Here is a 24,219-nt window from a genome sequence, read left to right as displayed (position 1 = left end):
GGCTGGGTCCGGTGCTGCGCGGCGTGTAGGTGGTGGGCCGGTCAGCGCTCCTGACCGGCCGGCTCGTAGACGCAGGTGGGGTCGGACGCCAGGAGGTTGCCCGTCACGGCGTAGGCGTGCGACCGGCTGCCGCCGCACACGTCACGGAACTCGCAGGTCCCGCACTTGCCCTCGAACTGCGCGGGGTCGCGCAGTGACTGCAGCAGCGGGCTCGACCGGTAGACCTCGCGGAAGCCGAGCTCCTTGACGTTGCCGCACTGGTGGGGGAGGAACCCGCTCGGGTAGACGTCGCCGCGGTGGTCGATGAAGGCGAAGCCGCGCCCGGAGTTCACCTCGATGGGTGGCCGGGGACGCCGGGTGGCCGTATGCCGCTGGGCTCGCAACCCTTCGACTGCGTCGGTGAGCTGCTGGTGGAGCTCTCCGACGGGGGGTGCCGGGTTGGCCGTCGGGTTGGCCGTCGGGTCGGGCGTCGGGTCGGCGCTGGCTCGGGCGCGCTGGATGGCCACGCGTCGGTAGTGCGGGGCCTCCGTCGTCTTGATGGCCACGAGGTCGGAGACGTCGTGGAGCCAGTGCAGGACGTCCTCGACCTGCTGCGGGTCGAGCGGCTGGAGCATCTCGCCGCGGCCGGTCGGCACGAGGAAGAAGACGCTCCACAGCAAGGCGCCGAGGTCGATCACGGTGCGCAGCAGGTCCGGCAGCTCATGGACGTTGGCGCGGGTCACCGTGGAGTTGATCTGGAGCCGGAAGCCCGCGTCGCGGACGTCCTGGGCAGCCCGGAGAGTCGCGTCGAAGACACCGGTGACGCCGCGGAAGGCGTCGTGGGTGGCGGACGTGCTGCCGTCGAGGGAGAGCGAGACGGCGCCGGCGCCCGCCTCGCGCAGCTCGTCGAGGACGTCCCGCGTCAGGCGCGGAGTGACGGAGGGGGAGAGGGCCATGTGCAGGCCGATCGACGAGCCGTGCCGGACCAGCTCGGCGAGGTCCGGCCGCTCGAACGGGTCGCCGCCGGTGAGGACGACGATCGGGTAGGGAGCGCCCCACGCGGCGATGTCGTCGAGCAGGGCCCTGCCCTGCTCGGTCGTCAGCTCGTGCGGGTTGCGCCGGTGCTGGGCATCCGCTCGGCAGTGGAGACAGACGAGGGCGCACGCGCGCGTGACCTCCCAGATGACGATCATCGGGCGGTCCTCGGGGGCGTGGCGCAGGCGGCGGACGGCGGCGCGCTCGGTCACCGTGGTCATGCGCCGACCACGTTCGTCGTGTCTGCGACGTCGCGGTTCGGGAGGGACAGCGCTGCCGCCGCGGCCTCGCCGGAGGCGATGCAGGACGCCAGGCCGAGGCCGTCGTAGGACGAGCCGGCCAGGACGACACCCGGCAGCGTGCTCGCCATCTCGTCGCGCAGCGCCGCCAGCCGAGCGGAGTGGCCGACCCGGAGCTGTGGCAGGCCGTCGGTCCAGCGTTGCACGTTGAGGACCTGCGGTTGCGCCTCGACGCCGGACACGGTGCGGTAGTCGTCGACCAGCTGGGCGACCAGCTCGTCGTCGGAGAGCTCGTCGATCCGGCTGTCGCCGCTTCGCCCTGCCGAGAGGCGGACGAGGCTCAGCTCGTCGTCGGCGAACTGGGGCCATTTGCGGGAGAGGTGTGTCGCGGCCTTGAGCAGCGTCCCTGCGGTGGAGGCCAGCAGGATCCCGGTCCCGGCGAAGGCGCGCAGGTCCTTGGTCGCCGACGGGGCGTAGCCGAGGACGACGGTGGCGACCTTGGCGACCTCGGCCGACTCGAGAATGCTGGTGGCGCGCCGGCTGTGTGGGGCGAGCAGGCGGGCGGCCGCTGCTGCGGGAACCGCGAGGACGATGCCGTCCGCCCGGAGGGGCTCGGGGGAGGCTGCTGCCGCGGTTGCCGTGCGGTCCGTCAGCTCGACGGTGTAGCCGGACGCGTCGCGCGTGATGCGCTCGACCCGGGACTCGAGGCGAACCTTGACCGGGTTCGCGTCGAGCCCGGCGAGGACGGCATCGGTGAGCGTGCTGAGGCCGCCGGGCCACGAGGCGAACATGGGCAGCTGCGGCGAGGTTGCTGCGCCGGCCTGCGGCGCCGGGCGCTTGCGCACGAGCGACCGGCGGTGCGTCGCCGCATCGACCAGAGATGGCGCGCAGGCGCGCAGGCTGAGCCGGTGGACGTCACCGGCGTGGAGGCTGCCGAGCAGGGGGTCGATGAACCGCTGAGTCACCTCTGTCCCGAAGCGGGCGGAGACGAACTCGCCGACCGAGATGTCCTCGTCGTCCGCGAGCCCGGGTCGCAGGCGCGCGACCAGTGGCTCCAGGCCAGCCCGTCCGAGGCCGCGGACCGACATGACTCCGCTCGTGACGACTGGGCGCAGTCGGGTCGGCCCGGCCGGGGTGAAGCCGGCGGGAAGGGCACGGAGTCCTCGGCCGGTCCAGAGCCAGCTCTGTCCGGGACGGCTGCCGACGACCGTGTCGGTGAGCCCGAGCTCCTCGACGAGGTTGCGGGCGACGGGTGATCCCAGGTGGACCGCCTCTGCGCCGACATCGACGCGCCGGGAGCCGAGCTGCACCGTGTGCACCTGGCCGCCGAGCCGTGGGGCGCCCTCGAGCAGGGTCACGTCGTGTCCGGCCTGGGCGAGCCGTCGCGCGGCGACGAGACCGGTGATCCCTCCTCCCACGACGATGACGCGTTGCGGGCGGTCTCGTTCGGTCATGTCCTCACCCTCGATCAGGAAGTCGATACTACGGATCGTAGTACCGGAATCGGCCGTATTAATAATCGGTGAAACCTCCGCGCTCACCCGGCGGGCGGGCGAGCGCGTTGCACACCTCGTCGATGCTGTCCACCAGGTGCAGCACCTCGGCCATCCTTCGACCGGCAGCCAGAACCTGGAGCGTCGACCACACGGGGACCGTCTCTTTCCAGTGCTCGTTGCCCACGAGGACCAGCGGCGGGAGGGGCTGCTCGTCGGCGGCGTAGTAGAGGGGAGTGACGGCCTGGAAGATCTCCTGCACGGTGCCGGCCGCGCCCGGGAGCACGACGATGCCGCCGTTGCTGCGGGCGAGCAGACCGTCCTCGCGGATCGCGTTGGAGAAGTACTTGGCGACGACGTCACAGAAGACGTTGGGCGGTTCGTGACCGTAGAACCACGTCGGCACGCCCAGGGACCGTGCCGTGGGCCCCAGCGTCTCGGCGGGCATGATCGGCCGGTCCGGCCCGTCGTCGGTGATGTCGGCGACGTCGGACAGGGCCTCGCCGAAGCTCTGCCTCAGGACGCCTCGTCGGACCTCCATCGCCACCTGGGCCCACGCGGTGACGTCGGGCCGGAAGGACGGCACGGTGGCCAGTTGCTCGAGGGCGTCGGCCAGGGCCGCGGTGTCGGGCACGAAGGCCCCGAGGTTGGCGGCCTCCATCGCTCCGGGTCCGCCGCCGGTGACGACGACGTGGCCGGCCTCGGCCAGGCGCCGACCGAGCCCCGCCGCCTCCGCGTAGCCGGGGGTCCCGCGGAGCAGCGCGTGGCCCCCCATGACGCCGACGCAGGAGCGACCCTCGACGAACTCGTCCAGGTCGTCGGTCACCGAGTCGTCGTGGATGGCGCGGACGAGGGTGGCGTAGGCGTCGGTGCGCAGTCGTGCGTCGATCGACCAGGCGTAGGCCTTGGCGTCGGGCGTTGCGGCATAGCCGTTCTCGAGCCCGGCGTAGAGGTCCTCGGGATAGTAGAGCCCGCGCCAGGGGTCTATGGGGGCGTCGGCGACCTGGGGGAAGACGATCGCTCCGCGGCGGTGGAGCAGCTCCGCGACGTCCGGTGGGACGACGCCGCCGAGGACGACGAGGCCGGTCAGGTCGCCGTGCGCACCGAGGTGGACGCCGTAGTCCGTGAGGTCGAGGTTCTGGAGACGCAGGCCGTGCAGGCTGCCCCCGTCGTCGAGGTACTCGTCGAGCGCGTCCAGAGTCTCGATCTCCATGGCCCCATGATGCCGGTCGAGGGGCAGGTCCGGGCCGGTGTCGTTCTGGACGCCCGGGAGCCGGAACGGCGCTCTTTGACAGGATCAGCCCGTGACCGGTGTCCTCGAGGGTTTCGCGACGATCGCGGTGATCGTGTCGGTCGGCTGGCTGCTTGCTCACCTGCGCGTCCTCGACGACTCCGCTCAGGTGAACCTCTCGCGGCTCGCCTTCTACGCCGCGTCGCCCGCGCTGCTGCTGACCGTGATGCAACGCACGCCGCTCGATGCGGTCCTGTCGCGCAACCTGCTCACGTCCCTGGCCAGCTTCACCGCCATCGCCGTGCTGTACCTGCTGCTGGCGCGGTTGCGCTGGCCGGGGGAGTCGTTGGGCTCGCGTCTCATCGGCAGCCTCTCCGCCGGCTACGTCAACGCCGGCAACCTCGGCATCCCGATCGCCCTCTACGTGCTCGGCGACGTCGCCTGGGTCGCGCCGACGCTGCTGGTGCAACTGCTCCTCATCACGCCGGTCTACATGGCGCTCTTCGACAGCGACGCCCGGGGCGAGCGGCCCACCCTGCTCCGAAGCCTGCGTCGGATGTTCAGCAACCCGATCACGATCGGCGCCATCGCGGGACTACTCATCGCGGTCCTGGACGTCGACCTGCCGCGGGTCGTCGCGGACCCGATCGAGCTGCTCGGCAACATGGCGGTGCCGTCGATGCTGGTGGCCTTCGGCATCTCGCTGCGGCGCGGACCTCGTCCGGCGGCCGGTGCGTCGGCCGGGCACGTGTGGACCATCGTCGCCCTCAAGATCCTGGCCATGCCGGCCATCGCGCTGGGCATCGGCCTGGCTCTGGGGCTCCGGGGGGAGCCGCTCTTCGCCGTCGTCGTCACCGCCGCGCTCCCGACAGCGCAGAACATCTTCACCTACGCGGTGAGGTACCGCCGCGAGGTCACCCTGGCCCGGGACGCGATCTTCATCAGCACCTTCGCCTCGGTCCCGGTCATCATCGCGATCGCGGGTCTCTTCCACGCGGTCACCAACGTCTGACTCGCCCACCCCGCAACACACCCGCTTACCGCGTGCGGGTGCCGCTCTCAGCCGGCCTGGGCAGACGACAAGCGGGTGTGTGGCGGGGGAGCGCTCAGAAGTCGCCGAAGCCGCCGCCGAAGTCTCCTCCGAAGTCGCCGCCGCCGAAGTCACCGAAACCGCCGCCGAGGTCTCCACCGGCGTCGCCTCCCGCATCGCCGCCCATCTCGCCGCCGGCGTCACCGCCCGCGTCTCCACCAGCGTCTCCACCCGAGTCACCGCTGGCGTCGCCGGCTTCGGCGGCCTCGGGCGAGCCCTCGTAACCGCCGAGCATGGCGTCGGCGATCGCGGAGCCGACGACGAAGCCGGCGATGGTACCGAGCATCGAGCCGGCGAACATGCCGCCCATGCCCATCCCGCCACGTCCACCGAAGGCGCCCTGGAGGTAGCCCGGTTGGCGCATCTCGGCCCTGGTCGCGCTGCGGGCGAGCTCGGCGGGCTGGTCGCTGCGCGGCCGCTCGGACTCGGGCAGGTCGTCGGTGAGTCGCTGGAGCACCATCTGGCGCTGCTCGGGCGACAGCTGGCCGAAGGCCTCGGCATGCACCTTCTCGATGTCCTCCGGGGGCGCGGTCCGGAGGAGGTAGCGGTAGCGCGCGATGGCCCGCTCGTCCTCGGTCGACGCACCGCCTCTGGGGGCAGGGACGTCGTAGGGGCGTCCGCTCGGCGGCGGTGCACCCCACTGCTGCGCGCGGGGCTGGGGCTCACGGCCCAGCAGTCGGTCGAGGAATCCCATGTCCACTCCAAGGTGTCGGCGACGGTGTCGTTCGTCTGGTCAACGGCGCCCGTACCCACTCCGGTTCCCGGACCACCGACATGTGCAACGCACCCCCTTGCCGTGCGCCGGTGCCGGTCGCAGCCGGCATGAGCACGCGGTAAGGGGGTGCGTTGCGGAAAGACAGGGGTCAGAGGTGGTTTTCGGCCTCCGTGAGGACCGACCGGAGGCGGGACTCGATGTCGTCGAACTGCTCCTGACCCATGATCAGCGGCGGGGCGAGCTGGACGACGGGGTCGCCGCGGTCGTCGGCGCGGCAGTAGAGCCCCGCGTCGAAGAGCGCCTTGGACAGGAACCCGCGCAGCAGCCGCTCGGACTCCTCGTCGTTGAACGTCTCGCGGGTCGTCTTGTCCTTGACGAGCTCGATTCCGTAGAAGTAGCCGGCGCCGCGGACGTCCCCGACGAGCGGGAGATCGAGCAGCCTGTCCAGCGTGGCCTTGAAGGCGGGGGCGTTGTGCTTGACCCGGTCGTTGAGGCCCTCCCGCTCGAAGATGTCGAGGTTGGCCAGGGCGACCGCCGCCGACACGGGGTGTCCGCCGAACGTGTAGCCGTGCGGGAAGTACGTCGTGCCCTTGCGGAACGGCTCGAACAGCCGGTCGCTCGCGATCATCGCGCCGATGGGGGAGTAGCCGCTCGTCATGCCCTTGGCGCAGGTGATGATGTCGGGCCGGATGTCGAAGTCGACGGACGCGAACATCGAGCCGATCCGTCCGAACGACGTGATGACCTCGTCGGCGACGAGCAGGACGTCGTACTCGTCGCAGATCTCGCGGACCCGCTCGAAGTAGCCGGCCGGCGGCGGGAAGCAGCCGCCGGAGTTCTGCACCGGCTCGAGGAAGACGGCCGCGACGGTGTCGGGCCCCTCGAACTCGATGGCCTCGGCGATCCGGTCGGCGGCCCAGCGGCCGAACGCCTTCTCGTCGTCGCGCAGGTGCTCGGGCGCGCGGTACTGGTTGGTGTTGGGGACGCGGAAGCTGCCCGGGACGAGCGGCTCGAACATCTCCTTGGCAGCGGGGATGCCCGTGATCGACAGGGCGCCCTGGGGCGTGCCGTGGTAGGCCACCGCGCGCGAGATGACCTTGTGCTTCGTCGGCCTGCCGGTCAGCTTGAAGTACTGCTTCGCCAGCTTCCACGCGGACTCGACGGCCTCGCCGCCCCCCGTGGTGAAGAAGACACGGTTGAGGTCACCGGGCGCATACCCGGCGAGCCGCTCGGCCAGCTCGATGGCCGAGGGGTGGGCGTAGGACCAGAGCGGGAAGAACGCCAGCTCCCGGGCCTGCTTCGCCGCGGCCTCCGCGAGCTCCTCGCGCCCGTGGCCGACCTGGACGACGAAGAGACCGGAGAGGCCGTCGATGTACTCGTTGCCGCGGTCGTCCCAGATCGTCCAGCCCTGGCCCTTGGTGATGATGGGCACGGAGTGGCCGAGCCCCCCGGAGCCGGGGTCCTCGAAGACCGAGTGGCGCGTGAAGTGCATCCACAGGTGGTCGCGGGCCGCGTCGGAGAGCAGGGTGCCGGCCGGTGTGCGGTGGTCGGACGAAGGTTCCCAGACGTCGTTCGGGTTGAGTGTCATCGCGTACCCCAGTTGTAGAGCTGCTTGTTGAGCTTCAGGTAGACGAACGTCTCCGTGGCGGTGACGTTCGGAAGGGCCCGGATCCGCTTGGTCAGCAGCTCCAGGAGGTGGTCGTCGTCCTCGCAGACGACCTCGGCGAGGATGTCGAAGCTGCCGGCTGTCGTGACGACGTAGTCGACCTCGTCCATCCGGGTCAGCGCGTCGGCGACCTCGGTCATGTCGCCCGAGACGCGCAGGCCGATCATGGCCGAGCGCAGGAAGCCCACCTGGAGCGGGTCCGTCACCGCGACGATCTGCATGACCTCGGCGTCGAGGAGGCGCTGCACCCGCTGCCGCACGGCTGCCTCGGACAGGCCGACCTCCGCGGCGATCGCGGCATACGACTTGCGCCCATCGTGCTGGAGCTGCTCGATGATCGCCTTCGACACGTCGTCGAGGTTGACCGGCGGACGCGCCGAGGGCTTGCCGCGGGACCGGCCATTGGTGGACATGGCCCGATCTTGACGGGTGGATCACGCTGTTGGCAAGGCGCCCCACGACGGATTCCGAAGATTGCTGCCCCGATCTATTCCGAATCAGGAGGTTCCGTGGTTAGAGTTCCCGCATGACTTCCGAGGTTCGTCAGCTCCGCAACTTCATCGGTGGCCAGTACGTCGACAGTGACGCCGACACCACGACCGACATCGTCAACCCGGCCACGGCCGGGGTGGTCGCCAAGGCCCCGGTCAGCTCCGCCGCAGACGTCGACCGCGCCTACGCCGCGGCGTCCACGGCGTTCGAGACGTGGGGGCAGACCACGCCGGGCGAGCGGCAGCAGGCGCTGCTCAAGTTCGCCGACGCGATCGAGGCCCGCGCCGACGAGTTCGTGCGCCTCGAGGGTGAGAACACCGGCAAGCCGCACGCCCTCACGGCATCGGAGGAGATGCCGCCGATGGTCGACCAGCTGCGCTTCTTCGCCGGCGCCGCTCGCGTCCTCGAGGGCCGCGCCGCCGGGGAGTACATGGCCGGCCACACGTCCTGGATCCGTCGCGAGCCCATCGGGGTCGTCGGCCAGGTCACTCCGTGGAACTACCCGATGATGATGGCGATGTGGAAGATCGCGCCGGCGCTCGCCGCGGGCAACACGATCGTCCTCAAGCCGTCGGACACGACCCCAGAGACGACGCTCCTGCTCGCCGAGATCGCCAGTGAGTTCCTCCCCGAGGGGACCTTCAACGTCATCACCGGTGACCGCGAGACCGGCCGGATGGTCATCGAGCACGACACCCCCTCTCTCGTCGCGATCACCGGCTCGGTCCGCGCGGGCATGCAGGTCGCCGAGAGCGCCGCGCACAAGCTGAAGCGCGTCCACCTCGAGCTCGGTGGCAAGGCACCCGTCATCGTCTTCGACGACGCCGACATCGAGGCGGCCGTCGAGGGCATCGCCGGCGCCGGTTACTTCAACGCCGGCCAGGACTGCACCGCCGCGACCCGCGTCCTCGCCGGGCCGCGGATCCACGACGACTTCGTCGCCGCCCTCGGCGAGTACGCCGCGTCCTCGGTCAAGGTCGGCATGCCCGACGACCCCGACGCCGCCTTCGGCCCGGTCAACAACCCGAACCAGGTCGCCCACGTCTCCGGCTTCATCGACCGCCTGCCCGACCACGCCCGGATCGTCGCGGGCGGCTCGCGGGTCAAGAGCCTCGGCGACGGCTTCTTCTTCGAGCCGACCGTCCTCGCCGGGCTCCAGCAGCAGGACGAGCAGATCCAGAACGAGATCTTCGGTCCGGTCATCACCGTCCAGCAGTTCACCGACGAGGACGTCGCGGTCGCGTGGGCCAACGACGTCCGCTACGGCCTCGCGTCCAGCGTCTGGACGCGGGACTTCGGGCGCGCCATGCGCGTCAGCAAGCGGCTCGACTTCGGGGCCGTCTGGATCAACACTCACATTCCGATCGTCGCCGAGATGCCACACGGGGGTTTCAAGCACAGCGGCTACGGCAAGGACCTGTCGATGTACGGGTTCGAGGACTACACGCGCATCAAGCACGTCATGGCCAACATCAACTCCTGATCGAGTGATCGGTCATGAGCAGTGACTGAACCGTATGCCGCTGGGCTCGCTCCCGAGCCCACCTGACCCCGGGAGCCAGCTCAGCGGCATACGGACCCATTCCCACCCATCCCTCTCCTCACCCCGGGAGCAACGTCATGGACAGCACCAACCGCCCGTCCGCAGGTCTCGACAACCTTGCCTTCCGCGCCGCGCTCGCCCGTGGCCTCGTCAGCCGCCGCTCCGCGATGATGGGCGCCGCCGGTCTCGGCGCCGCTGCGTTCCTCGCCGCCTGTGGGTCGGAGGGACGCAACCCCACGACGCCCGGCACCGGCGCCGGCACGGGCGCCGCGTCGGCGGCTCCGACCGCCAAGGCGGCCCAGGACATGAGCGACACCGAGAAGATCGTCAACTGGTCCAACTGGACCGAGTACATCGACGTCACCGACGACGGCAAGTCCCGGCCCACGATCGACGCCTTCACCAAGGAGACGGGGATCGAGGTCAACTACACCGAGGACTACCTCGACAACGACGAGTTCTACGCCAAGGTGCGACCCCTCCTCGAGGGTGGGGAGGACACCGGCCGTGACGTGTGGTGCTCGACCGACTGGCTCGTGGCCCGCCTCATCCGCCAGGGCTACGTCCAGAAGCTCGACCTGGCCAACATCCCCAACGCCGCCAACCTCGAGGACTCCCTCAAGAACGTCGAGTTCGACCCGGGCCGCGTCTACTCGCTGCCGTGGCAGAGCGGCTTCGCGGGCATCGGCTACAACCTCAAGGCCACGGGCGGCAAGAAGATCGAGTCGATCACCCAGCTGCTCACCGACCCCGCCCTCAAGGGCAAGGTCACGCTCCTGACCGAGATGCGTGACACCGTCGGCCTCGTCCTGCTCGAGCAGGGCAAGGACCCGGCCAACTTCACCGACGCCGACTTCGACGCCGCCATCGCGATGATCCAGCAGGCCAAGGACGCCGGCCAGATCCTCAAGTTCACCGGCAACGAGTACACCGACGGCCTGGCCAAGGGCGACATCGCCGCCTGCATCGCGTGGACGGGTGACGTCGTCCAGCTGCAGTTCGACGACGAGAACATCCAGTACGCGCTGCCCGAGAAGGGCTTCACCATCTGGTCCGACAACTTCGTCATCCCGGCGATGGCCAAGCACAAGAAGAACGCGGAGCTGCTCATCAACTACTACTACGACCCGAAGGTCATGGCCGAGGTCGCCGCCTGGGTCAACTACATCCCGCCGGTCAAGGGCGCTCGCGACGAGCTCGTCAAGATCGACGCCGAGCTCGGTGAGAACCCCCTCATCGCACCCACCCCCGACGTGCTCAGCCGCTCGCACGTCTTCCGCGGCCTGACCCCCGACGAGGAGACGAAGTACAACCGGGCGTTCCAGTCCATCGTCACGGGCTGATGGGGGAGTCCCAGAAGGGCGACCTGCACCTGGTCGCGCTCACCAAGACCTTCGGCGCCTTCACGGCGGTCCAGCCGATGGACCTGACGATCCCGCAAGGGTCCTTCTTCGCCCTGCTCGGGCCGTCCGGGTGCGGCAAGACGACGACGCTGCGGATGATCGCGGGTCTCGAGGCGCCGTCCGCCGGCTCGATCCGGATCGGCGAGCAGGACATCACGGCGACGAAGGCGCACCAACGCAACGTCAACACCGTCTTCCAGTCGTATGCCCTCTTCCCGCACATGACGGTGCTCGACAACGTCATGTTCGGGCTGAAGCGGCGCGGCGACAAGGACGCTCGCCGCAAGGCCCTCGAGGCCCTCGAGCTGGTCCAGCTCGAGGGCCTGGGCGGGCGCAAGCCGGCGCAGCTCTCGGGCGGTATGCAACAGCGGGTCGCGCTCGCGCGGGCGCTCGTCAACCGGCCGGACGTGCTGCTCCTCGACGAGCCGCTCGGTGCGCTCGACCTCAAGCTGCGTCGGCAGATGCAGATCGAGCTCAAGCGGATCCAGCAGGAGGTCGGCCTCACATTCATCCACGTCACCCACGACCAGGAGGAGGCCATGACCATGGCCGACACCATCGCGGTCATGAACCAGGGCGTGGTGGAGCAGATCGGTGACCCGGCCACCCTCTACGAACAGCCGCGCTCGACCTTCGTCGCCAACTTCCTCGGGCAGTCCAACCTGCTGCGGGCCAAGGTCGTGCCGGGATCGCCGCGCGAGGGGGTTGCCCTGGTGCGCAGCCACGACGCCGACCTCGAGGTTGCCGTCGACCACCTGCCCCAGGGGGCCAGCGACGTCTGGCTCGGAGTCCGGCCGGAGAAGCTGCGGCTCGGTGAGAGCGGAGGGCCCAACCGGCTGCGCGGCACGGTGCGGGACGTGTCCTTCACCGGCGTCGCTATCCAGTACATCGTCCGCATGCCGTGGGGTCGCGAGCTGACCGTCGTCCAGCAGAACGACGGCTCGGCGCGGGCCACCCTCGGAGAGGACGTCACGGTCTCCTGGGCAGCCGAGCACGGTTTCGCCCTGGACGCCTCGCAGGACGCCGACGCCGGAGCGATGGTCGAAGACGATGTCTGAGGCCACCGCCACCCGGGTGCCGGCCAGCCCCCTCGGGACCGGGACCGCGGCGACTCCGGCACGGCGCAACTGGGTGCCCTACGCGCTGCTCCTGCCGGGTCTGCTCTGGCTGACGGTCTTCTTCGTCCTGCCGATGATCACGCTCGGGTCGCAGTCCCTCCAGGAGGGCAACGTCGACGAGGGCTTCGTCTTCACCGGCAACGTGGGCATCTACGCCGACGCATTCAGCCGGTACTGGCCGCACATGGTCCGGTCGCTCAGCTACGCCGGCCTGGCGACGGTCCTTGCCCTGCTGCTCGGCTACCCCTTGGCCTACTTCATCGCGCAGAAGGCCGGCCGGTGGAAGAACGTCGTCCTCGTCCTCGTGATCGCTCCGTTCTTCACGAGCTTCCTCATCCGGACGCTCGCGTGGAAGACGATCCTCTCGGACAACTGGGTGGTGACGCAGTGGGCGCAGCAGCTCGGCATCACCGACGTCCTCCAGGCCGTCGGCCTGACCTCGACCGACTCGCTGCTCTTCTCGCCGTTCGCGGTGGTGATGGGGCTGACCTACAACTTCCTGCCCTTCATGATCCTCCCGCTCTACGCGTCGCTCGAGCGGCTCGACCCGCGACTGCTCGAGGCCGCGGGCGACCTCTACGCCACGCCGATCCAAGCGTTCCGCCGGGTCACCTGGCCGCTGTCGCTCCCGGGCGTCGTCGCCGGCACCCTGCTCACCTTCATCCCCGCGAGCGGTGACTTCATCAATGCGCGGCTGCTCGGCAACACACAGACCACGATGATCGGCTCGGTCATCGACAGCCAGTTCCTCCGAGTCCTCGACTACCCGCTGGCCGCCGCGCTGTCGTTCGTCCTGCTCGTCGTCATCGTCACCCTCGTCGCGCTCTACGTGCGCAAGGCCGGGACCGAGGAGCTGCTCTGACCATGAACGGGATCATGAACTGGATCCGACGCCATCTCGTCGCGTTCGCGGCCCTCGTCGTGCTCGCCTACCTGCTCGTGCCCAACGTCATCGTCGCGGTCTTCTCCTTCAACGACCCCGAGGGCAAGTTCAACTACAACTTCAACCGGTTCTCGACCGACGGGTGGACCAACCCGTGCGGCACGGCCGGGATCTGCGACGCGGTCGGCCTCAGTCTCCGGATCGGCCTCACCGCCTCCCTCGTCGCCACGATCCTCGGCACGATGATCGCGTTCGCCCTGGGCCGCTACCGCTTCCGCGGACGGTCCGGCACCAACCTGCTCATCTTCATGCCGATGGCCACACCTGAGGTCGTCATGGGCTCGAGCCTGCTGACCCTCTTCCTCATGATGGGGCTGCCCACCGGGCCGCTCGCGATCCTCATCGCGCACATCATGTTCTGCATCTCGTTCGTCGTCGTCGCCGTCAAGGCGCGGGTCGCCACCCTCGACCCCAAGCTCGAGGAGGCGGCCGCAGACCTGGGGGCCACGCCCTTCCAGACGTTCCTGCGGGTCACCCTCCCGCTGTCGGCGCCCGGTATCGCCGCGGGTGCGCTGCTTGCCTTCTCGCTCAGCTTCGACGACTACATCATCACCAACTTCAACGCCAGCCCCAGCTCGATCACCTTCCCCATGTACGTCTGGGGTGCCTCCGCCCGAGGCGTGCCGGTGCAGGTGTACGTCATCGGCACGGTGATGTTCCTCATCGCGCTGACCGTCGTCATGGTCGGCCAGCTCATCAGCAACCGGCGCAACCGACAGGTGGCCTGACCCTCCATGCGGGTTCTCATGATCGGCTCGGGCGGCGTCGGTGACGCCGCGGCGCGGATCGCGGCCGAGCGCGACTTCTTCGAGCGGTGGGTCGTCGCCGACTACGACGTGGCGCGGGCCGAGCGCACTGTGCGGGAGGTCACCCAGCGGCATACGGCCCTCGGCCTGTCCGGCGACCCGGGACGCTTCGTGGCGGCCCAGGTCGACGCGTCCGACGCGGAGGCGGTGACCGCGCTCGCCCAGGAGCACGGGGCGACCCACGTGTTCAACGCCGTCGACCCGCGGTTCGTGATGCCGATCTTCGAGGGGGCGCGCGCCGCCGGGGCCGACTACCTCGACATGGCGATGAGCCTCTCGCGGCGGCACGCCACCGACCCCTACGGCAGCGTCGGCCTCAAGCTCGGCGACGAGCAGTTCGCCCAGGCCGAGCAATGGGAGGCGGAGGGCCGGCTGGCGCTCGTCGGCATCGGCGTCGAGCCCGGACTGTCCGACGTGTTCGCCCGCTACGCGAGCGACCACCTCTTCAGCGAGATCGACGAGCTAGGCACGCGCGACGGCGCCAACCTCGTCGTCCACGACGAGCACGGCAACGAGATCTTCGCCCCCAGCTTCTCCATCTGGACGACGATCGAGGAGTGCCTCAACCCACCCGTCGTGTGGGAGCGGGAGCGCGGCTGGTTCACCACCGAGCCGTTCAGCGAGCCGGAGGTCTTCGAGTTCCCCGAAGGCATCGGTCCGGTCGAGTGCGTCAACGTCGAGCACGAGGAAGTGCTCCTCATGCCGCGCTGGGTCGACGCCAAGCGGGTCACCTTCAAGTACGGCCTCGGTGACGAGTTCATCGGCGTGCTCAAGACGCTCAACACCCTCGGCCTCGACCGGACCGATCGGGTCCGGGTGCCGAGCTCCGCCGGCGCGGTGGAGGTCTCGCCGCGGGACGTCGTGGCCGCGTGCCTGCCCGACCCGGCCACCATCGGGCCGCGCATGACGGGCAAGACGTGCGCCGGCCTCTTCGTCACCGGCACTGGCACGGACGGCCGGCCGCGCCGGACCTACCTCTACCACGTCGTCGACAACGCGTGGTCGATGCAGGCGTATGGCGCCCAGTGCGTCGTCTGGCAGACCGCGGTCAACCCGGTCATCGCCCTCGAGCTGCTGGCCGGCGGCACGTGGAAGGGAGCAGGGGTGCTCGGCCCCGAGGCCTTCGACGCGCAGCCGTTCCTCGAGCTGCTCGCGGCCCCCAAACCGGCTGGCTACGAGTCCCCCTGGGGGCTCGAGGACCGGTGACCCGCAGGTTCGACCCGACACCATCAGACCTAGGCTGGAGACCATGACAGCAGTGACGCAGCAGTCCGTCCTCGACTCGGTGCCCAAGGGCCTGTTCATCGCAGGCGAGTGGCGCGACAGCTCCGACGGGTCCACCCTCGCCGTCGACGACCCCGCCACCGGGGAGATCCTGACCCACGTGGCCGACGCCACGGTCGAGGACGGCAAGGCCGCTCTCGACGCTGCCGTGGCGGCCCAGGCGGCGTGGGCCCGGACCGCCCCGCGTGATCGAGGCGAGCTACTGCGTGCCGCCTACGAGAAGATCGTCGAGCGGGCCGACGAGTTCGCCATGCTGATGACCCTCGAGATGGGCAAGCCGCTGGCCGAGAGCCGGGCCGAGGTCGCCTACGGCGCCGAGTTCTTCCGGTGGTTCTCCGAGGAGGCGGTCCGCGTCCACGGCCGCTACAGCATCGCGCCCAACGGCGCCACGCGCCTCATGACGATGAAGCAGCCGGTCGGGCCCACGTTGATGATCACGCCGTGGAACTTCCCGCTCGCCATGGGCACGCGCAAGATCGGGCCCGCCATCGCCGCGGGCTGCACCATGGTGGTCAAGCCGGCCGGACAGACGCCCCTGACGATGCTCGCCCTGGCCGACCTGCTCGACGGCCTCGGCCTGCCCAAGGGCGTCCTCAACGTCGTCACGACGGCCCACGGCCGCACCGGTGCCGTCATGGAGCCGATGATCCGCGACCCGCGGCTGCGCAAGCTCACCTTCACCGGCTCGACCCCGGTCGGCCAGAGGCTCATCGAGCAGTCGGCCGAGGGCATCCTGCGTGTCTCGATGGAGCTCGGCGGCAACGCGCCGTTCCTCGTCTTCGAGGACGCCGACCTCGACCGGGCCGTCGACGGAGCGATGCTGGCCAAGATGCGCAACATGGGCGAGGCCTGCACCGCGGCCAACCGGTTCTATGTCCACGAGTCCATCGCCGCCGAGTTCTCCGAGCGGCTCGCCCAGCGGATGGGGGCACTGCGGCTCGGGCGCGGCACCGAGGACGGCGTCGACGTGGGCCCGCTGGTGGACGAGAAGTCCCGCGACAAGGTCAAGTCCCTCGTCGATGACGCCGTCGCCAAGGGCGCCCGCGTCGTGGTGGGCGGGAAGGCCCGCGACGGAGCCGGCTGGTTCTTCGAGCCGACCGTCCTCGCCGACGTGCCGGTGGAGGCCGACCTGGCCGAGGAGGAGATCTTCGGTCCAGTGGCGCCGGTGACGACGTTCCGGACCGACGACGAGGCCATCCGCCTCGCCAACAACACCCGCTTCGGCCTGGTTGCCTACCTCTTCACGAAGGACCTCGCGCGCGCGATCACGACGAGCGAGGCGCTGGAGTACGGCATGGTCGGGGTCAACCAGGGCATCGTGTCCAACCCGGCGGCGCCCTTCGGTGGTGTCAAGGCCTCGGGCGTCGGGCGCGAGGGCGGCTTCGAGGGCATCGAGGAGTACCTCGAGACGAAGTACGTCGGTCTGGCCCTCTGATCCGACAGCTCGTGGCTGGCCGCGGCGACGCGGCCAGCCGGGCAGTCAGTCGGTCTCGAGCCGGACCTCACCGATCGGCAGGTCCTTGATCGGTCGGCCTTCGACATCGACGGCAACGAGCCGCACGGTCAGCTCCTCGGTGTCGCCGCCCGTGCGCTCCAGGGCCGGTGCGAGCTCGAGCTCGAGGTCGATGCGCTCGTCCGCGTGCGGCGCCGGGTCCCCCTTCGGGTGCTCGTGGCGGTGCACCTCGTGGTCGTGGGTATGGCCGAGCCGGGCACATTCGGGGCAGTGCCCTGCGTCGCCCTCGGAGTGCCCCGGCCCCACGGGCTGGGTGGGGACGAGGTCGGGGTGGCCGCCGAAGAGCGCGATCGTGCCCGCGAACGCGGGGTTGTCGATCCTTGGCGTGCGCTCGTCTGCCGTGGGGTCGCCGACGAAGACCCGGATCTCCGCGGACCGGGACAGCGGCGCGCTGCCGTCGACGACCAGGCGCGCGGACGTCGTGCCACGCCGCATCTCGAGGGGCAGCTTGACGACGATGGTCTCCCACAGCCGGATGGGTGGGAGCCAGAAGCACCAGCGGCGGTAGCGGTAGCCCATGGCGACGGTCGACTCCACATCGGAGCCGACCTGCCACTGCGTCGAGAACGGTCGGTTGAACGGGGCAAGGGCCCAAGCCGCCTCACCGGCCGGCAGGGCTGCCGGGTGCGACGACTGCCACTGGGCCCAGAGCCGGTCGACGTTGGCGTGGTGCAGGAAGAAGATCGGGTCGAAGGCCGCCTCCGGCACGTTCGACATGTCACCGCCCGTCCGGACGTGGACGCCACCGTGGACCGCGTTGACCTGGTTCTGGAACGAGACGAAGTCCGCTGCCCCCAGGGCCGTCTGGGCCTGGCTCGCCAGGTCGTCATACGGCGTGGTGTCGATGTCAGCCCGGCGCACGGTCATGCCGCCACTGCGTGCGGGCCCGGCGTAGAGCGGGTTCGCGACAGTCGCTCCGGCCCGGTTGACGTAGGTGGCCTCGCGGCACGCAGTCGGCACTCCCGTCGACGGTCCTGACGACCAGTCCCAGAAGGGGAGCACGACGTCGCACCGGATGGCCCGGAGGGCGTCCTCGAAGGCCATCAGGTAGGCCCGGTGCCAGGTGAAGAAGCCTGGCGCCCCGTGCCGGCAGTAGCTGGTCGGCGGACCTCCGTGGAAGCCGGCGAGGTTGGCGAAGCCGTGTGGGTCGCTCGCAGGCAACGCATAGAGGCCCGCAAGTGCTTCGCGCAGGTCATGCAGCTGCTCGGTCGACAGGCAGTCGATGTTCAGTCTCGTACGCATCTTGGCTCCCGTTGGCGTGTCGTGCGGGCTGCTCCAGCCCGCAGTGGAGGCGACAGGCTTCAGAGGATGGCCCGGCAAGTGCTGATACAGGGGGCCGTGACCGTTGTGTCCGGATGGCCACCGGAGAACGCCGGCGATGTCGGGAACGACCACGCACTCTGGCTCCCATGTGGTCGAATCGGCGCATGGCAACCCACCAGACGACGCCGCAGGTGACCTCGTGACCGGGCGGACCCAGCCGCTGCACTCGGTGAGCAGCCTGCTCGCCGAGGTCGACCACGTCCTCCAACGCGGACTCGCCCCGGGCGCCACGGTGCACCCAACCGGCTTCGACGCGCTGGACGCCACCCTGACCGGTGGTCTGCGTTCGGGGGAGCTGGTGCTCCTCGGTGGCCCGGCCGGCAACGGCAAGACGACGCTCGGCTTCCAACTGGCCCGCAATGCCGTCGCCGCCGGTGGGACGGCCCTCGTCTTCTCCTACGAGCACGAGGCGCACACCCTGCTCGAACGGCTCATCTCGATGGAGGCCATGGAGTCGTTCGAGGGTGCAGGAGCGATGGACAGCTTCGGCATCAGCACCGCAGCCGACGTCCACTCCGTCCGCCGGGCCATGGAGGCCGGCTCCGGTGGCGCCTCCTTGGACGAGCTGCTCTCGAGCCTGCCCGGAGGGAGGGAGGCCCACGCGACCTTGACCGGCTATGGCGACCGCCTGCACCTGCACGAGTCGTCCGGCGCGACGACGACCCTCGAGGAGGTCAGCCGGGTGGTCCGCGAGGTCGCTACCTGCGACGGCCGCCCGCCCCTGGTCCTCGTGGACTACCTCCAGAAGATCCCGATCGCGGGCACCACCGAGGACGAGCGCACCACGGCCGCGGTCGAGGGCCTCAAGGACCTGGCGCTCGAGGTCGGGGCGCCCATCGTCGCCATCTCCGCGGCGGACAAGGAGGCGCTCGCGTCCGGGCATCGGATGCGCACGCACGACCTGCGCGGCACCTCGTCCCTCGCCTACGAGGCGGACGTCGTGCTCATCCTCAGCGACAAGGTCGACGTCGTCTCGCGCGAGCACCTCGTCTACGACCTCGGCAACGTCCAGCGGTTCCGTGACTGGACGGTCCTCAGCGTCGAGAAGAATCGCCACGGCCGCTCCCACGTCGAGCTGGAGTTCGCCAAGGACTTCGAGCACGGCCGTTTCCACACCCGCGGCAACGAGGTGAAGGAGCGCCTCATCGACGAGCGCGTCTTCACCACCTGAGCCACTGCAGCTCAGCGGTCGACGACGGTGACCCCGAGGTCGTCGCGCTCGTCGGCGACCTGCTCGAGGATGTCGATCACGGTCGCGTAGGTCTCCGGCGCGGCCTCGCGCAGCTCGTGGGTCTGGTCCCAGACCAGCTCGAGGCGGCGTCGCTCATCGGTGGACAGCTCCCGGAGTGCGTCGAGCAGCGCGTCCCAGTTCCGGCCGAACCAGGTGGGCAGATCCAGCGCCGACGCGAACCCGTCCAGCACTGAGATCTTGTCCCGACCGGCGCGGACGACGCGCACATCGGCGCCGTGGGCCACCAGGCTGATGATGTGGTCGTCGACCTCGTCGTACCTGCCGAGGAACGTCGTCACGTGCCCTCCCTGATCCGCTCGAACGAGTCGTAGTGGTCCTCGGTCCAGTACTTCTCACCGCCCGCGCCGGTGACGATGCGCCGCGGGCCGCGGTCATCCTCGCCGGGTGTCTCGACGGTGAACTCCTTGTAGTAGCCGCGCCGCTCCTGAGGCAACAGGCCTTCGCGGTTCTGGAACGTCTGGTTGTCGTTGCGCGGATAGGGGAACGGCCCGCCCGCGGCGATGAGGGCCAGCGTGTCTCGGGCTTCCCGGGGGAGGGCGGACTCGGCGATCCACGGCAGTCCCGACACCGGGTCGGTGCCGCTCACGCTGGGCGATGCCGATGCCGACGCCGATGCCGTATGCCGCTGGGTCGCGTCCGTGCCCCCGGTGGGGCCGGTGTCCGCCGCGCGGGCGACGAGCCAGACGGCGAGCAGCGCGCTGACGACGAGCAGCGCCAGGAGCAGTGGTCGCCGGGTCGTGTCTCGCACCCTGTCATCCTGCCCGACGGTGGTCCGGTCTCGCTGTCGGTGCCGCGGGCTACCGTCGAGGGATGCTCGAGACGTCCGCCGAGATCGCCGTGCTCCAGAGCTTGCTCGACGAGTCCCGCGGCCGCGGCTCAGCCCACCTTCGCTCGATCGTCACGGACGAGCACGTCCTGACGGCCGAGCAGCTGGTGCAGCTGCTGACCGGGATGAAGGTCCTGTCCGTCGCCACGGTCACCGCCCGGGGTGAGCCACGCATCAGCGCCATGGACGGCCACTTCCTGCACGGCACGTGGACCTTCGGCACCGATGGCACCTCGGCCAAGGCGAAGCACATCGAGCGCCGACCCGCCGTCAGCGTGGCCCACATCGACGGTGAGCGACTGGCGCTCTTCAGTCACGGGACGGCGCAGCTCCTCGGGCCCGGGCCCGAGCTGGACGAGGTGGTCGCTCACTGGACGGCGCACTACGGCAGCAGCCCCATGTCCTGGGGCGACGACATCCGGATGTACCGGCTACGGATGACCTGGGCGGTCGCCTACGCCTCGGACCCGGACGGGCTGCTGCCGCCGTCGAGCGCGGCGGGCTGAGAGCGGCGCGTGCCGGACCCCTGGCGTCGGTGCGGGAGGATGTCGGCGTGACCGCTGTCCCTGATCCGTCCCCGTCGCGCCCCCGCCGCGTCATCCTCCTCGGCTCCACTGGCTCGATCGGGACCCAGGCCATCGACCTGGTCCGGCGCAACCCCGACCGGTTCGAGGTCGTCGGCCTCTCCGCGGGCGGCAATCTGGGGCTCCTCGCCGAGCAGGCCGTGGCCCTGCGTGTGCCCGTCGTCGCCGCAGCCAGCGCCACGCCGGACGAGCTCGCCGCCGCGATCCGGCGCGCCGCCGACGCGACCCAGCCGTCCACCGGCGCGAGCGGGGGAGCGGGAGCGAGCCCAGCGGCATACGACCCGGAGCTGTTGACCGGCCCCGAGGCGAGCTCAGCACTGGCCGCCCGCCCCGCCGACGTCGTCGTCAACGGCATCACCGGCGCGATCGGTCTCGAGCCGACCCTGGCCGCCCTGCGCGCCGGCACGACGCTCGCCCTGGCCAACAAGGAGTCGCTCATCATCGGCGGGCCCCTCGTCAAGGCGCTCGCCGCGCCCGGCCAGATCGTGCCGGTCGACAGCGAGCACTCCGCGATCGCCCAGTGCCTGCGCGGTGGCCGGGCCGAGGAGGTGCGGCGCCTCGTGGTCACGGCGAGCGGCGGTCCGTTCCGCGGTCGCACGCGCGCCGAGCTCGCCGACGTCACGCCCGAGCAGGCCCTCGTGCACCCGAACTTCGCGATGGGCCGCGTCATCACGACGAACTCGGCGACCCTCGTCAACAAGGGGCTCGAGGTCATCGAGGCGCACCTGCTCTTCGACATCCCCTTCGACCGGATCGACGTCGTGGTCCACCCGCAGCAGATGATCCACTCGATGGTCGAGTTCGTCGACGGCTCGACGATCGCGCAGGCCGGCCCGCCGCGGATGCTCGTCCCGATCGCGCTCGGCATGTCGTGGCCGGAGCGGATCGCCGACGCCGACGTGCCGTGCGACTGGACGAAGGCGCAGTCCTGGGAGTTCGAGCCGCTCGACGACGAGGCGTTCCCGGCGGTGGCGCTGGCGCGACGCGTCGGGGAGGCCGGCGGGACGTGGCCGGCCGTCTACAACGCGGCCAACGAGGTGGCGGTCGATGCCTTCCACGAGGGGCGGCTGAGCTTCGTCGGCATCGTGGACACCGTCGCGGCCGTTGTCGACTCGTATGCCGCTGAGCCCGGTTCCAGCGTCACCGACCTCACGCTCGCCGACGTCCTCGCCGCTGACGCCTGGGCCCGGGAAGCCGCCCGGGCCCGCGTCCTGTAGCCCGTTCCCCGCGGCATTCGATGGGATCGATCGAGGTGCACCTCGGTCGAACACATCGAATCGAGGGAGGGCGATGCAGCCTCAGATGTGACAATGGAGGGGTGCTGTTTCTCATCGGGGTCCTGGTCGTCGTCGTCGGTGTCGCGCTGTCCATTGCGCTGCACGAGATCGGCCACCTCGTGCCGGCCAAGAAGTTCGGCGTCAAGGTGACGCAGTACATGGTCGGCTTCGGCCCCACGATCTGGTCCCGGCGCCGCGGCGAGACGGAGTACGGCATCAAGGCCATCCCGCTCGGTGGCTACGTCCGGATGGTGGGGATGCTCCCGCCCCGGCCGGGTGACGTGGACGGCCAGCTCCGCACCGTCTCGACGGGGCGGTTCAGCCAGATGGTCGACCAGGCGCGCGCCGACTCGATGGAGGAGGTCCGCCCCGAGGATGCGGACCGCGTCTTCTACAAGCTGAGCCCCGGCCGCAAGATCGTCATCATGCTCGGCGGGCCGCTGATGAACCTGCTCATCGGCTTCGTCCTCATCACCGGTGTCATCACGCTCTACGGCCTGCCGCAGGTCGCGCCGAAGGTCGGCCTGCTCTCCGAGTGCGTGCCGACGGCGACTCCCACCGTCGCCGAGCCGCACCCCTCCTGCCAGCCCGGCGACCCTGCCGCGCCTGCGAAGGCGGGCGGTTTCCAGGAGAAGGACCGGATCATCGCCATCAACGGCGAGCCGATCACCACGTGGACCGAGGTGTCCACCGCCATCCGCGACAGCGGTGGCACCCCCATGACCTTCCTCGTCGAGCGTGGTGACGAGGAGATCACCCTCACCGTGACTCCGGCGCCGCTCGAGCGAGTCGTCCTCGACGAGGAGAACAACCCCGTCACCAAGGATGGGGAGCTCGTCCTGCGGACCGTGGGCTTCATGGGCATCACCCCGGGGCAGGAGCTCGTGACGACACCCCTGGTCGAGGCACCCGGCTTCGTGTGGGACCGCGTCGTCGAGACGGCGTCCGTCATCCTGCGCATCCCCGAGAAGATGGTCGGAGTCGCCGAGGCGGCGTTCGGGTCCGGGGAGCGCGACCCCAACGGCCCCATCTCCGTCGTCGGCGTCGGCCGCATTGGCGGTGAGGTCGCGGCCCTCGAGATCCCGGCCGACGAGGGCGGCAACTGGCTCAAGATCGCCCAGCTCGTCCTGCTGATCGCGTCGCTCAACCTGGCCCTCTTCGTCTTCAACCTCGTGCCCCTCCTGCCGCTCGACGGCGGGCACGTGGCCGGGGCGACCTGGGAGGCCATCAAGAAGGGCTGGGCCAAGCTGCGCAAGCGCCCGGACCCGGGCTACGTCGACGTCGCCAAGGGCCTGCCGATCGCCTACGGGATGTCGCTCGTGCTGATCACGATGTCGGTCCTGCTCATCTACGCCGACATCGTCAAGCCGATCAGCATCTTCGGCTGAATCGAAAGAGCAGTTCGCGACGCCGTTTCGCGCTGGGTCGCTGACACCCGGGAGGCGTCGCGAACTGCTCTTTCGATCGTCGGGGATAATGGCGACCATGAGTGTCTCCCTCGGCATGCCCTCGGCTCCGGCCCCTGTCCTCGCGCCCCGGCGCAAGACCCGCCAGATCCGGGTCGGCAAGGTCGGTGTCGGCAGCGACTCCCCGATCTCGGTGCAGTCCATGACGACGACGCCGACGACGGACATCAACGCGACCCTCCAGCAGATCGCCGAGCTGACCGCCGCGGGCTGCGACATCGTGCGGGTCGCCTGCCCGAGCCAGGACGACGCCGACGCCCTGCCCGCGATCGCCCAGAAGTCCCAGATCCCCGTCATCGCCGACATCCACTTCCAGCCGAAGTACGTCTACGCCGCGATCGACGCGGGCTGTGCCGCGGTGCGGGTCAACCCCGGCAACATCCGCCAGTTCGACGACCAGGTCGGCGAGATCGCCCGGCGCGCCAAGGAGGCGGGCGTCTCGATCCGGATCGGGGTCAACGCCGGATCGCTCGACCCGCGCCTCCTCGAGAAGTACGGCAAGGCCACCCCGGAGGCTCTCGTCGAGTCAGCCGTGTGGGAGGCGAGCCTCTTCGAGGAGCACGACTTCCACGACTTCAAGATCTCGGTCAAGCACAACGACCCGGTGACCATGGTGCGCGCCTACGAGCTGCTCGCCGAGCGCGGCGACTGGCCGCTGCACCTCGGGGTCACCGAGGCGGGCCCGGCCTTCCAGGGCACGATCAAGTCGGCCACGGCCTTCGGCGCGCTGCTCTCGAAGGGCATCGGCGACACCATCCGCGTGTCCCTCTCGGCGCCGCCGGTCGAGGAGGTCAAGGTCGGCAACCAGATCCTCATGTCCCTCGGCCTCAAGCCGCGCAAGCTCGAGATCGTCTCCTGCCCGTCGTGCGGACGCGCCCAGGTCGACGTCTACACGCTCGCCGAGCAGGTCACGGCCGGGCTCGAGGGCATGACCGTGCCGC

At 70.2% G+C, this 24,219-nt stretch carries 22 protein-coding genes; 13 read left to right on the top strand and 9 right to left on the bottom strand.

The window, feature by feature from the left end; translation table 11 throughout:
* Positions 1-41: 41 nt before the first annotated feature.
* Genes OO014_RS12960 through OO014_RS12950 form a run of 3 tightly spaced genes read right to left on the bottom strand, consistent with a single transcriptional unit; the run spans position 42 to position 3,959 of the window.
* Complete coding sequence (locus OO014_RS12960) at positions 42-1,235, bottom strand: TIGR04053 family radical SAM/SPASM domain-containing protein (RefSeq protein WP_272462743.1); 1,194 nt, start codon at positions 1,233-1,235, stop codon at positions 42-44.
* A complete protein-coding gene (gene hemG / locus OO014_RS12955; RefSeq protein ID WP_272462742.1) occupies positions 1,232-2,794 on the bottom strand; it encodes a protoporphyrinogen oxidase in 1,563 nt (520 codons plus the stop codon). The genes OO014_RS12960 and hemG overlap by 4 nt, the downstream gene beginning before the upstream one ends.
* Positions 2,766-3,959: an LOG family protein gene (locus tag OO014_RS12950; protein ID WP_272462741.1), complete on the bottom strand. Its 1,194-nt coding sequence runs from the start codon at positions 3,957-3,959 to the stop codon at positions 2,766-2,768. Before OO014_RS12950 ends, hemG begins: the two co-directional genes overlap by 29 nt.
* A gap of 91 nt (positions 3,960-4,050) precedes the next feature.
* On the opposite strand from OO014_RS12950, the gene OO014_RS12945 reads away from it, so the two are divergent.
* Positions 4,051-4,989 carry an AEC family transporter gene (locus OO014_RS12945; protein WP_272462740.1) on the top strand — a complete coding sequence of 313 codons (939 nt, stop codon included), beginning with the start codon at positions 4,051-4,053 and terminating at the stop codon, positions 4,987-4,989.
* A gap of 94 nt (positions 4,990-5,083) precedes the next feature.
* On the opposite strand, the gene OO014_RS12940 is transcribed toward OO014_RS12945, so the two are convergent.
* The 3 genes from OO014_RS12940 to OO014_RS12930 form a co-directional block, all read right to left on the bottom strand.
* Positions 5,084-5,761 carry a hypothetical protein gene (locus OO014_RS12940; RefSeq protein ID WP_272462739.1) on the bottom strand — a complete coding sequence of 226 codons (678 nt, stop codon included), beginning with the start codon at positions 5,759-5,761 and terminating at the stop codon, positions 5,084-5,086.
* Between the two features lie 169 nt (positions 5,762-5,930).
* Positions 5,931-7,370, bottom strand: coding sequence for an aspartate aminotransferase family protein (locus OO014_RS12935; protein WP_272462738.1), 1,440 nt, complete (start codon positions 7,368-7,370; stop codon positions 5,931-5,933).
* On the bottom strand, positions 7,367-7,861 hold the full coding sequence (locus OO014_RS12930; protein ID WP_272462737.1) for an Lrp/AsnC family transcriptional regulator: 495 nt from the start codon (positions 7,859-7,861) through the stop codon (positions 7,367-7,369). Before OO014_RS12930 ends, OO014_RS12935 begins: the two co-directional genes overlap by 4 nt.
* A gap of 113 nt (positions 7,862-7,974) precedes the next feature.
* Here OO014_RS12930 and OO014_RS12925 point away from each other — a divergent pair, with 113 nt between their 5' ends.
* From OO014_RS12925 to OO014_RS12895, 7 genes are all read left to right on the top strand, one after another.
* The gene (locus OO014_RS12925) at positions 7,975-9,423 is read left to right on the top strand and encodes a gamma-aminobutyraldehyde dehydrogenase (RefSeq protein ID WP_272462736.1); all 1,449 of its coding nucleotides are present in this window, start codon (positions 7,975-7,977) and stop codon (positions 9,421-9,423) included.
* A 137-nt stretch (positions 9,424-9,560) separates the two neighbouring features.
* Positions 9,561-10,826: an ABC transporter substrate-binding protein gene (locus OO014_RS12920; RefSeq protein ID WP_272462735.1), complete on the top strand. Its 1,266-nt coding sequence runs from the start codon at positions 9,561-9,563 to the stop codon at positions 10,824-10,826.
* Entirely contained in the window at positions 10,826-11,944 is a 1,119-nt protein-coding gene (locus tag OO014_RS12915) for an ABC transporter ATP-binding protein (RefSeq protein WP_272462734.1), read from the top strand. The genes OO014_RS12920 and OO014_RS12915 overlap by 1 nt, the downstream gene beginning before the upstream one ends.
* Positions 11,937-12,866, top strand: a complete 930-nt coding sequence (locus tag OO014_RS12910) for an ABC transporter permease (RefSeq protein ID WP_272462733.1) — start codon at positions 11,937-11,939, stop codon at positions 12,864-12,866. The genes OO014_RS12915 and OO014_RS12910 overlap by 8 nt, the downstream gene beginning before the upstream one ends.
* A gap of 2 nt (positions 12,867-12,868) precedes the next feature.
* A complete protein-coding gene (locus tag OO014_RS12905) occupies positions 12,869-13,675 on the top strand; it encodes an ABC transporter permease (protein WP_272462732.1) in 807 nt (268 codons plus the stop codon).
* A 6-nt stretch (positions 13,676-13,681) separates the two neighbouring features.
* Positions 13,682-14,959, top strand: a complete 1,278-nt coding sequence (locus tag OO014_RS12900) for a saccharopine dehydrogenase family protein (RefSeq protein ID WP_272462731.1) — start codon at positions 13,682-13,684, stop codon at positions 14,957-14,959.
* 43 nt (positions 14,960-15,002) lie between these two features.
* The gene (locus OO014_RS12895) at positions 15,003-16,472 is read left to right on the top strand and encodes an NAD-dependent succinate-semialdehyde dehydrogenase (protein WP_272462730.1); all 1,470 of its coding nucleotides are present in this window, start codon (positions 15,003-15,005) and stop codon (positions 16,470-16,472) included.
* A 45-nt stretch (positions 16,473-16,517) separates the two neighbouring features.
* On the opposite strand, the gene OO014_RS12890 is transcribed toward OO014_RS12895, so the two are convergent.
* Positions 16,518-17,792: a tyrosinase family protein gene (locus tag OO014_RS12890; RefSeq protein WP_272462729.1), complete on the bottom strand. Its 1,275-nt coding sequence runs from the start codon at positions 17,790-17,792 to the stop codon at positions 16,518-16,520.
* A gap of 220 nt (positions 17,793-18,012) precedes the next feature.
* On the opposite strand from OO014_RS12890, the gene OO014_RS12885 reads away from it, so the two are divergent.
* A complete protein-coding gene (locus OO014_RS12885) occupies positions 18,013-19,044 on the top strand; it encodes a DnaB-like helicase C-terminal domain-containing protein (RefSeq protein WP_272462728.1) in 1,032 nt (343 codons plus the stop codon).
* A gap of 11 nt (positions 19,045-19,055) precedes the next feature.
* On the opposite strand, the gene OO014_RS12880 is transcribed toward OO014_RS12885, so the two are convergent.
* Both OO014_RS12880 and OO014_RS12875 read right to left on the bottom strand, forming a co-directional pair.
* A complete protein-coding gene (locus tag OO014_RS12880; RefSeq protein ID WP_272462727.1) occupies positions 19,056-19,403 on the bottom strand; it encodes a barstar family protein in 348 nt (115 codons plus the stop codon).
* Entirely contained in the window at positions 19,400-19,873 is a 474-nt protein-coding gene (locus OO014_RS12875) for a ribonuclease domain-containing protein (RefSeq protein WP_272462726.1), read from the bottom strand. Before OO014_RS12875 ends, OO014_RS12880 begins: the two co-directional genes overlap by 4 nt.
* Positions 19,874-19,935: 62 nt before the next feature.
* Between OO014_RS12875 and OO014_RS12870 the strand changes: the two genes are divergently transcribed.
* From OO014_RS12870 to ispG, 4 genes are all read left to right on the top strand, one after another.
* Positions 19,936-20,457, top strand: a complete 522-nt coding sequence (locus OO014_RS12870; protein ID WP_272462725.1) for a pyridoxamine 5'-phosphate oxidase family protein — start codon at positions 19,936-19,938, stop codon at positions 20,455-20,457.
* Positions 20,458-20,504: 47 nt separating this feature from the next.
* Positions 20,505-21,752, top strand: a complete 1,248-nt coding sequence (gene dxr / locus OO014_RS12865; RefSeq protein WP_272462724.1) for a 1-deoxy-D-xylulose-5-phosphate reductoisomerase — start codon at positions 20,505-20,507, stop codon at positions 21,750-21,752.
* Between the two features lie 101 nt (positions 21,753-21,853).
* Positions 21,854-23,200 carry a M50 family metallopeptidase gene (locus OO014_RS12860; RefSeq protein WP_272462723.1) on the top strand — a complete coding sequence of 449 codons (1,347 nt, stop codon included), beginning with the start codon at positions 21,854-21,856 and terminating at the stop codon, positions 23,198-23,200.
* 97 nt (positions 23,201-23,297) lie between these two features.
* Positions 23,298-24,219, top strand: a 922-nt coding sequence (ispG, locus tag OO014_RS12855) for a flavodoxin-dependent (E)-4-hydroxy-3-methylbut-2-enyl-diphosphate synthase (RefSeq protein WP_272462722.1), incomplete at its 3' end; no start/stop codon positions are given.

Origin of the sequence: Intrasporangium calvum (assembly GCF_028446585.1) — a bacterium.
In the GTDB taxonomy this organism is placed as follows: domain Bacteria; phylum Actinomycetota; class Actinomycetes; order Actinomycetales; family Dermatophilaceae; genus Intrasporangium; species Intrasporangium calvum_A.
Note: the sequence above shows the minus strand (reverse complement) of the source record. Positions and strands in the feature narration are given on the sequence as shown.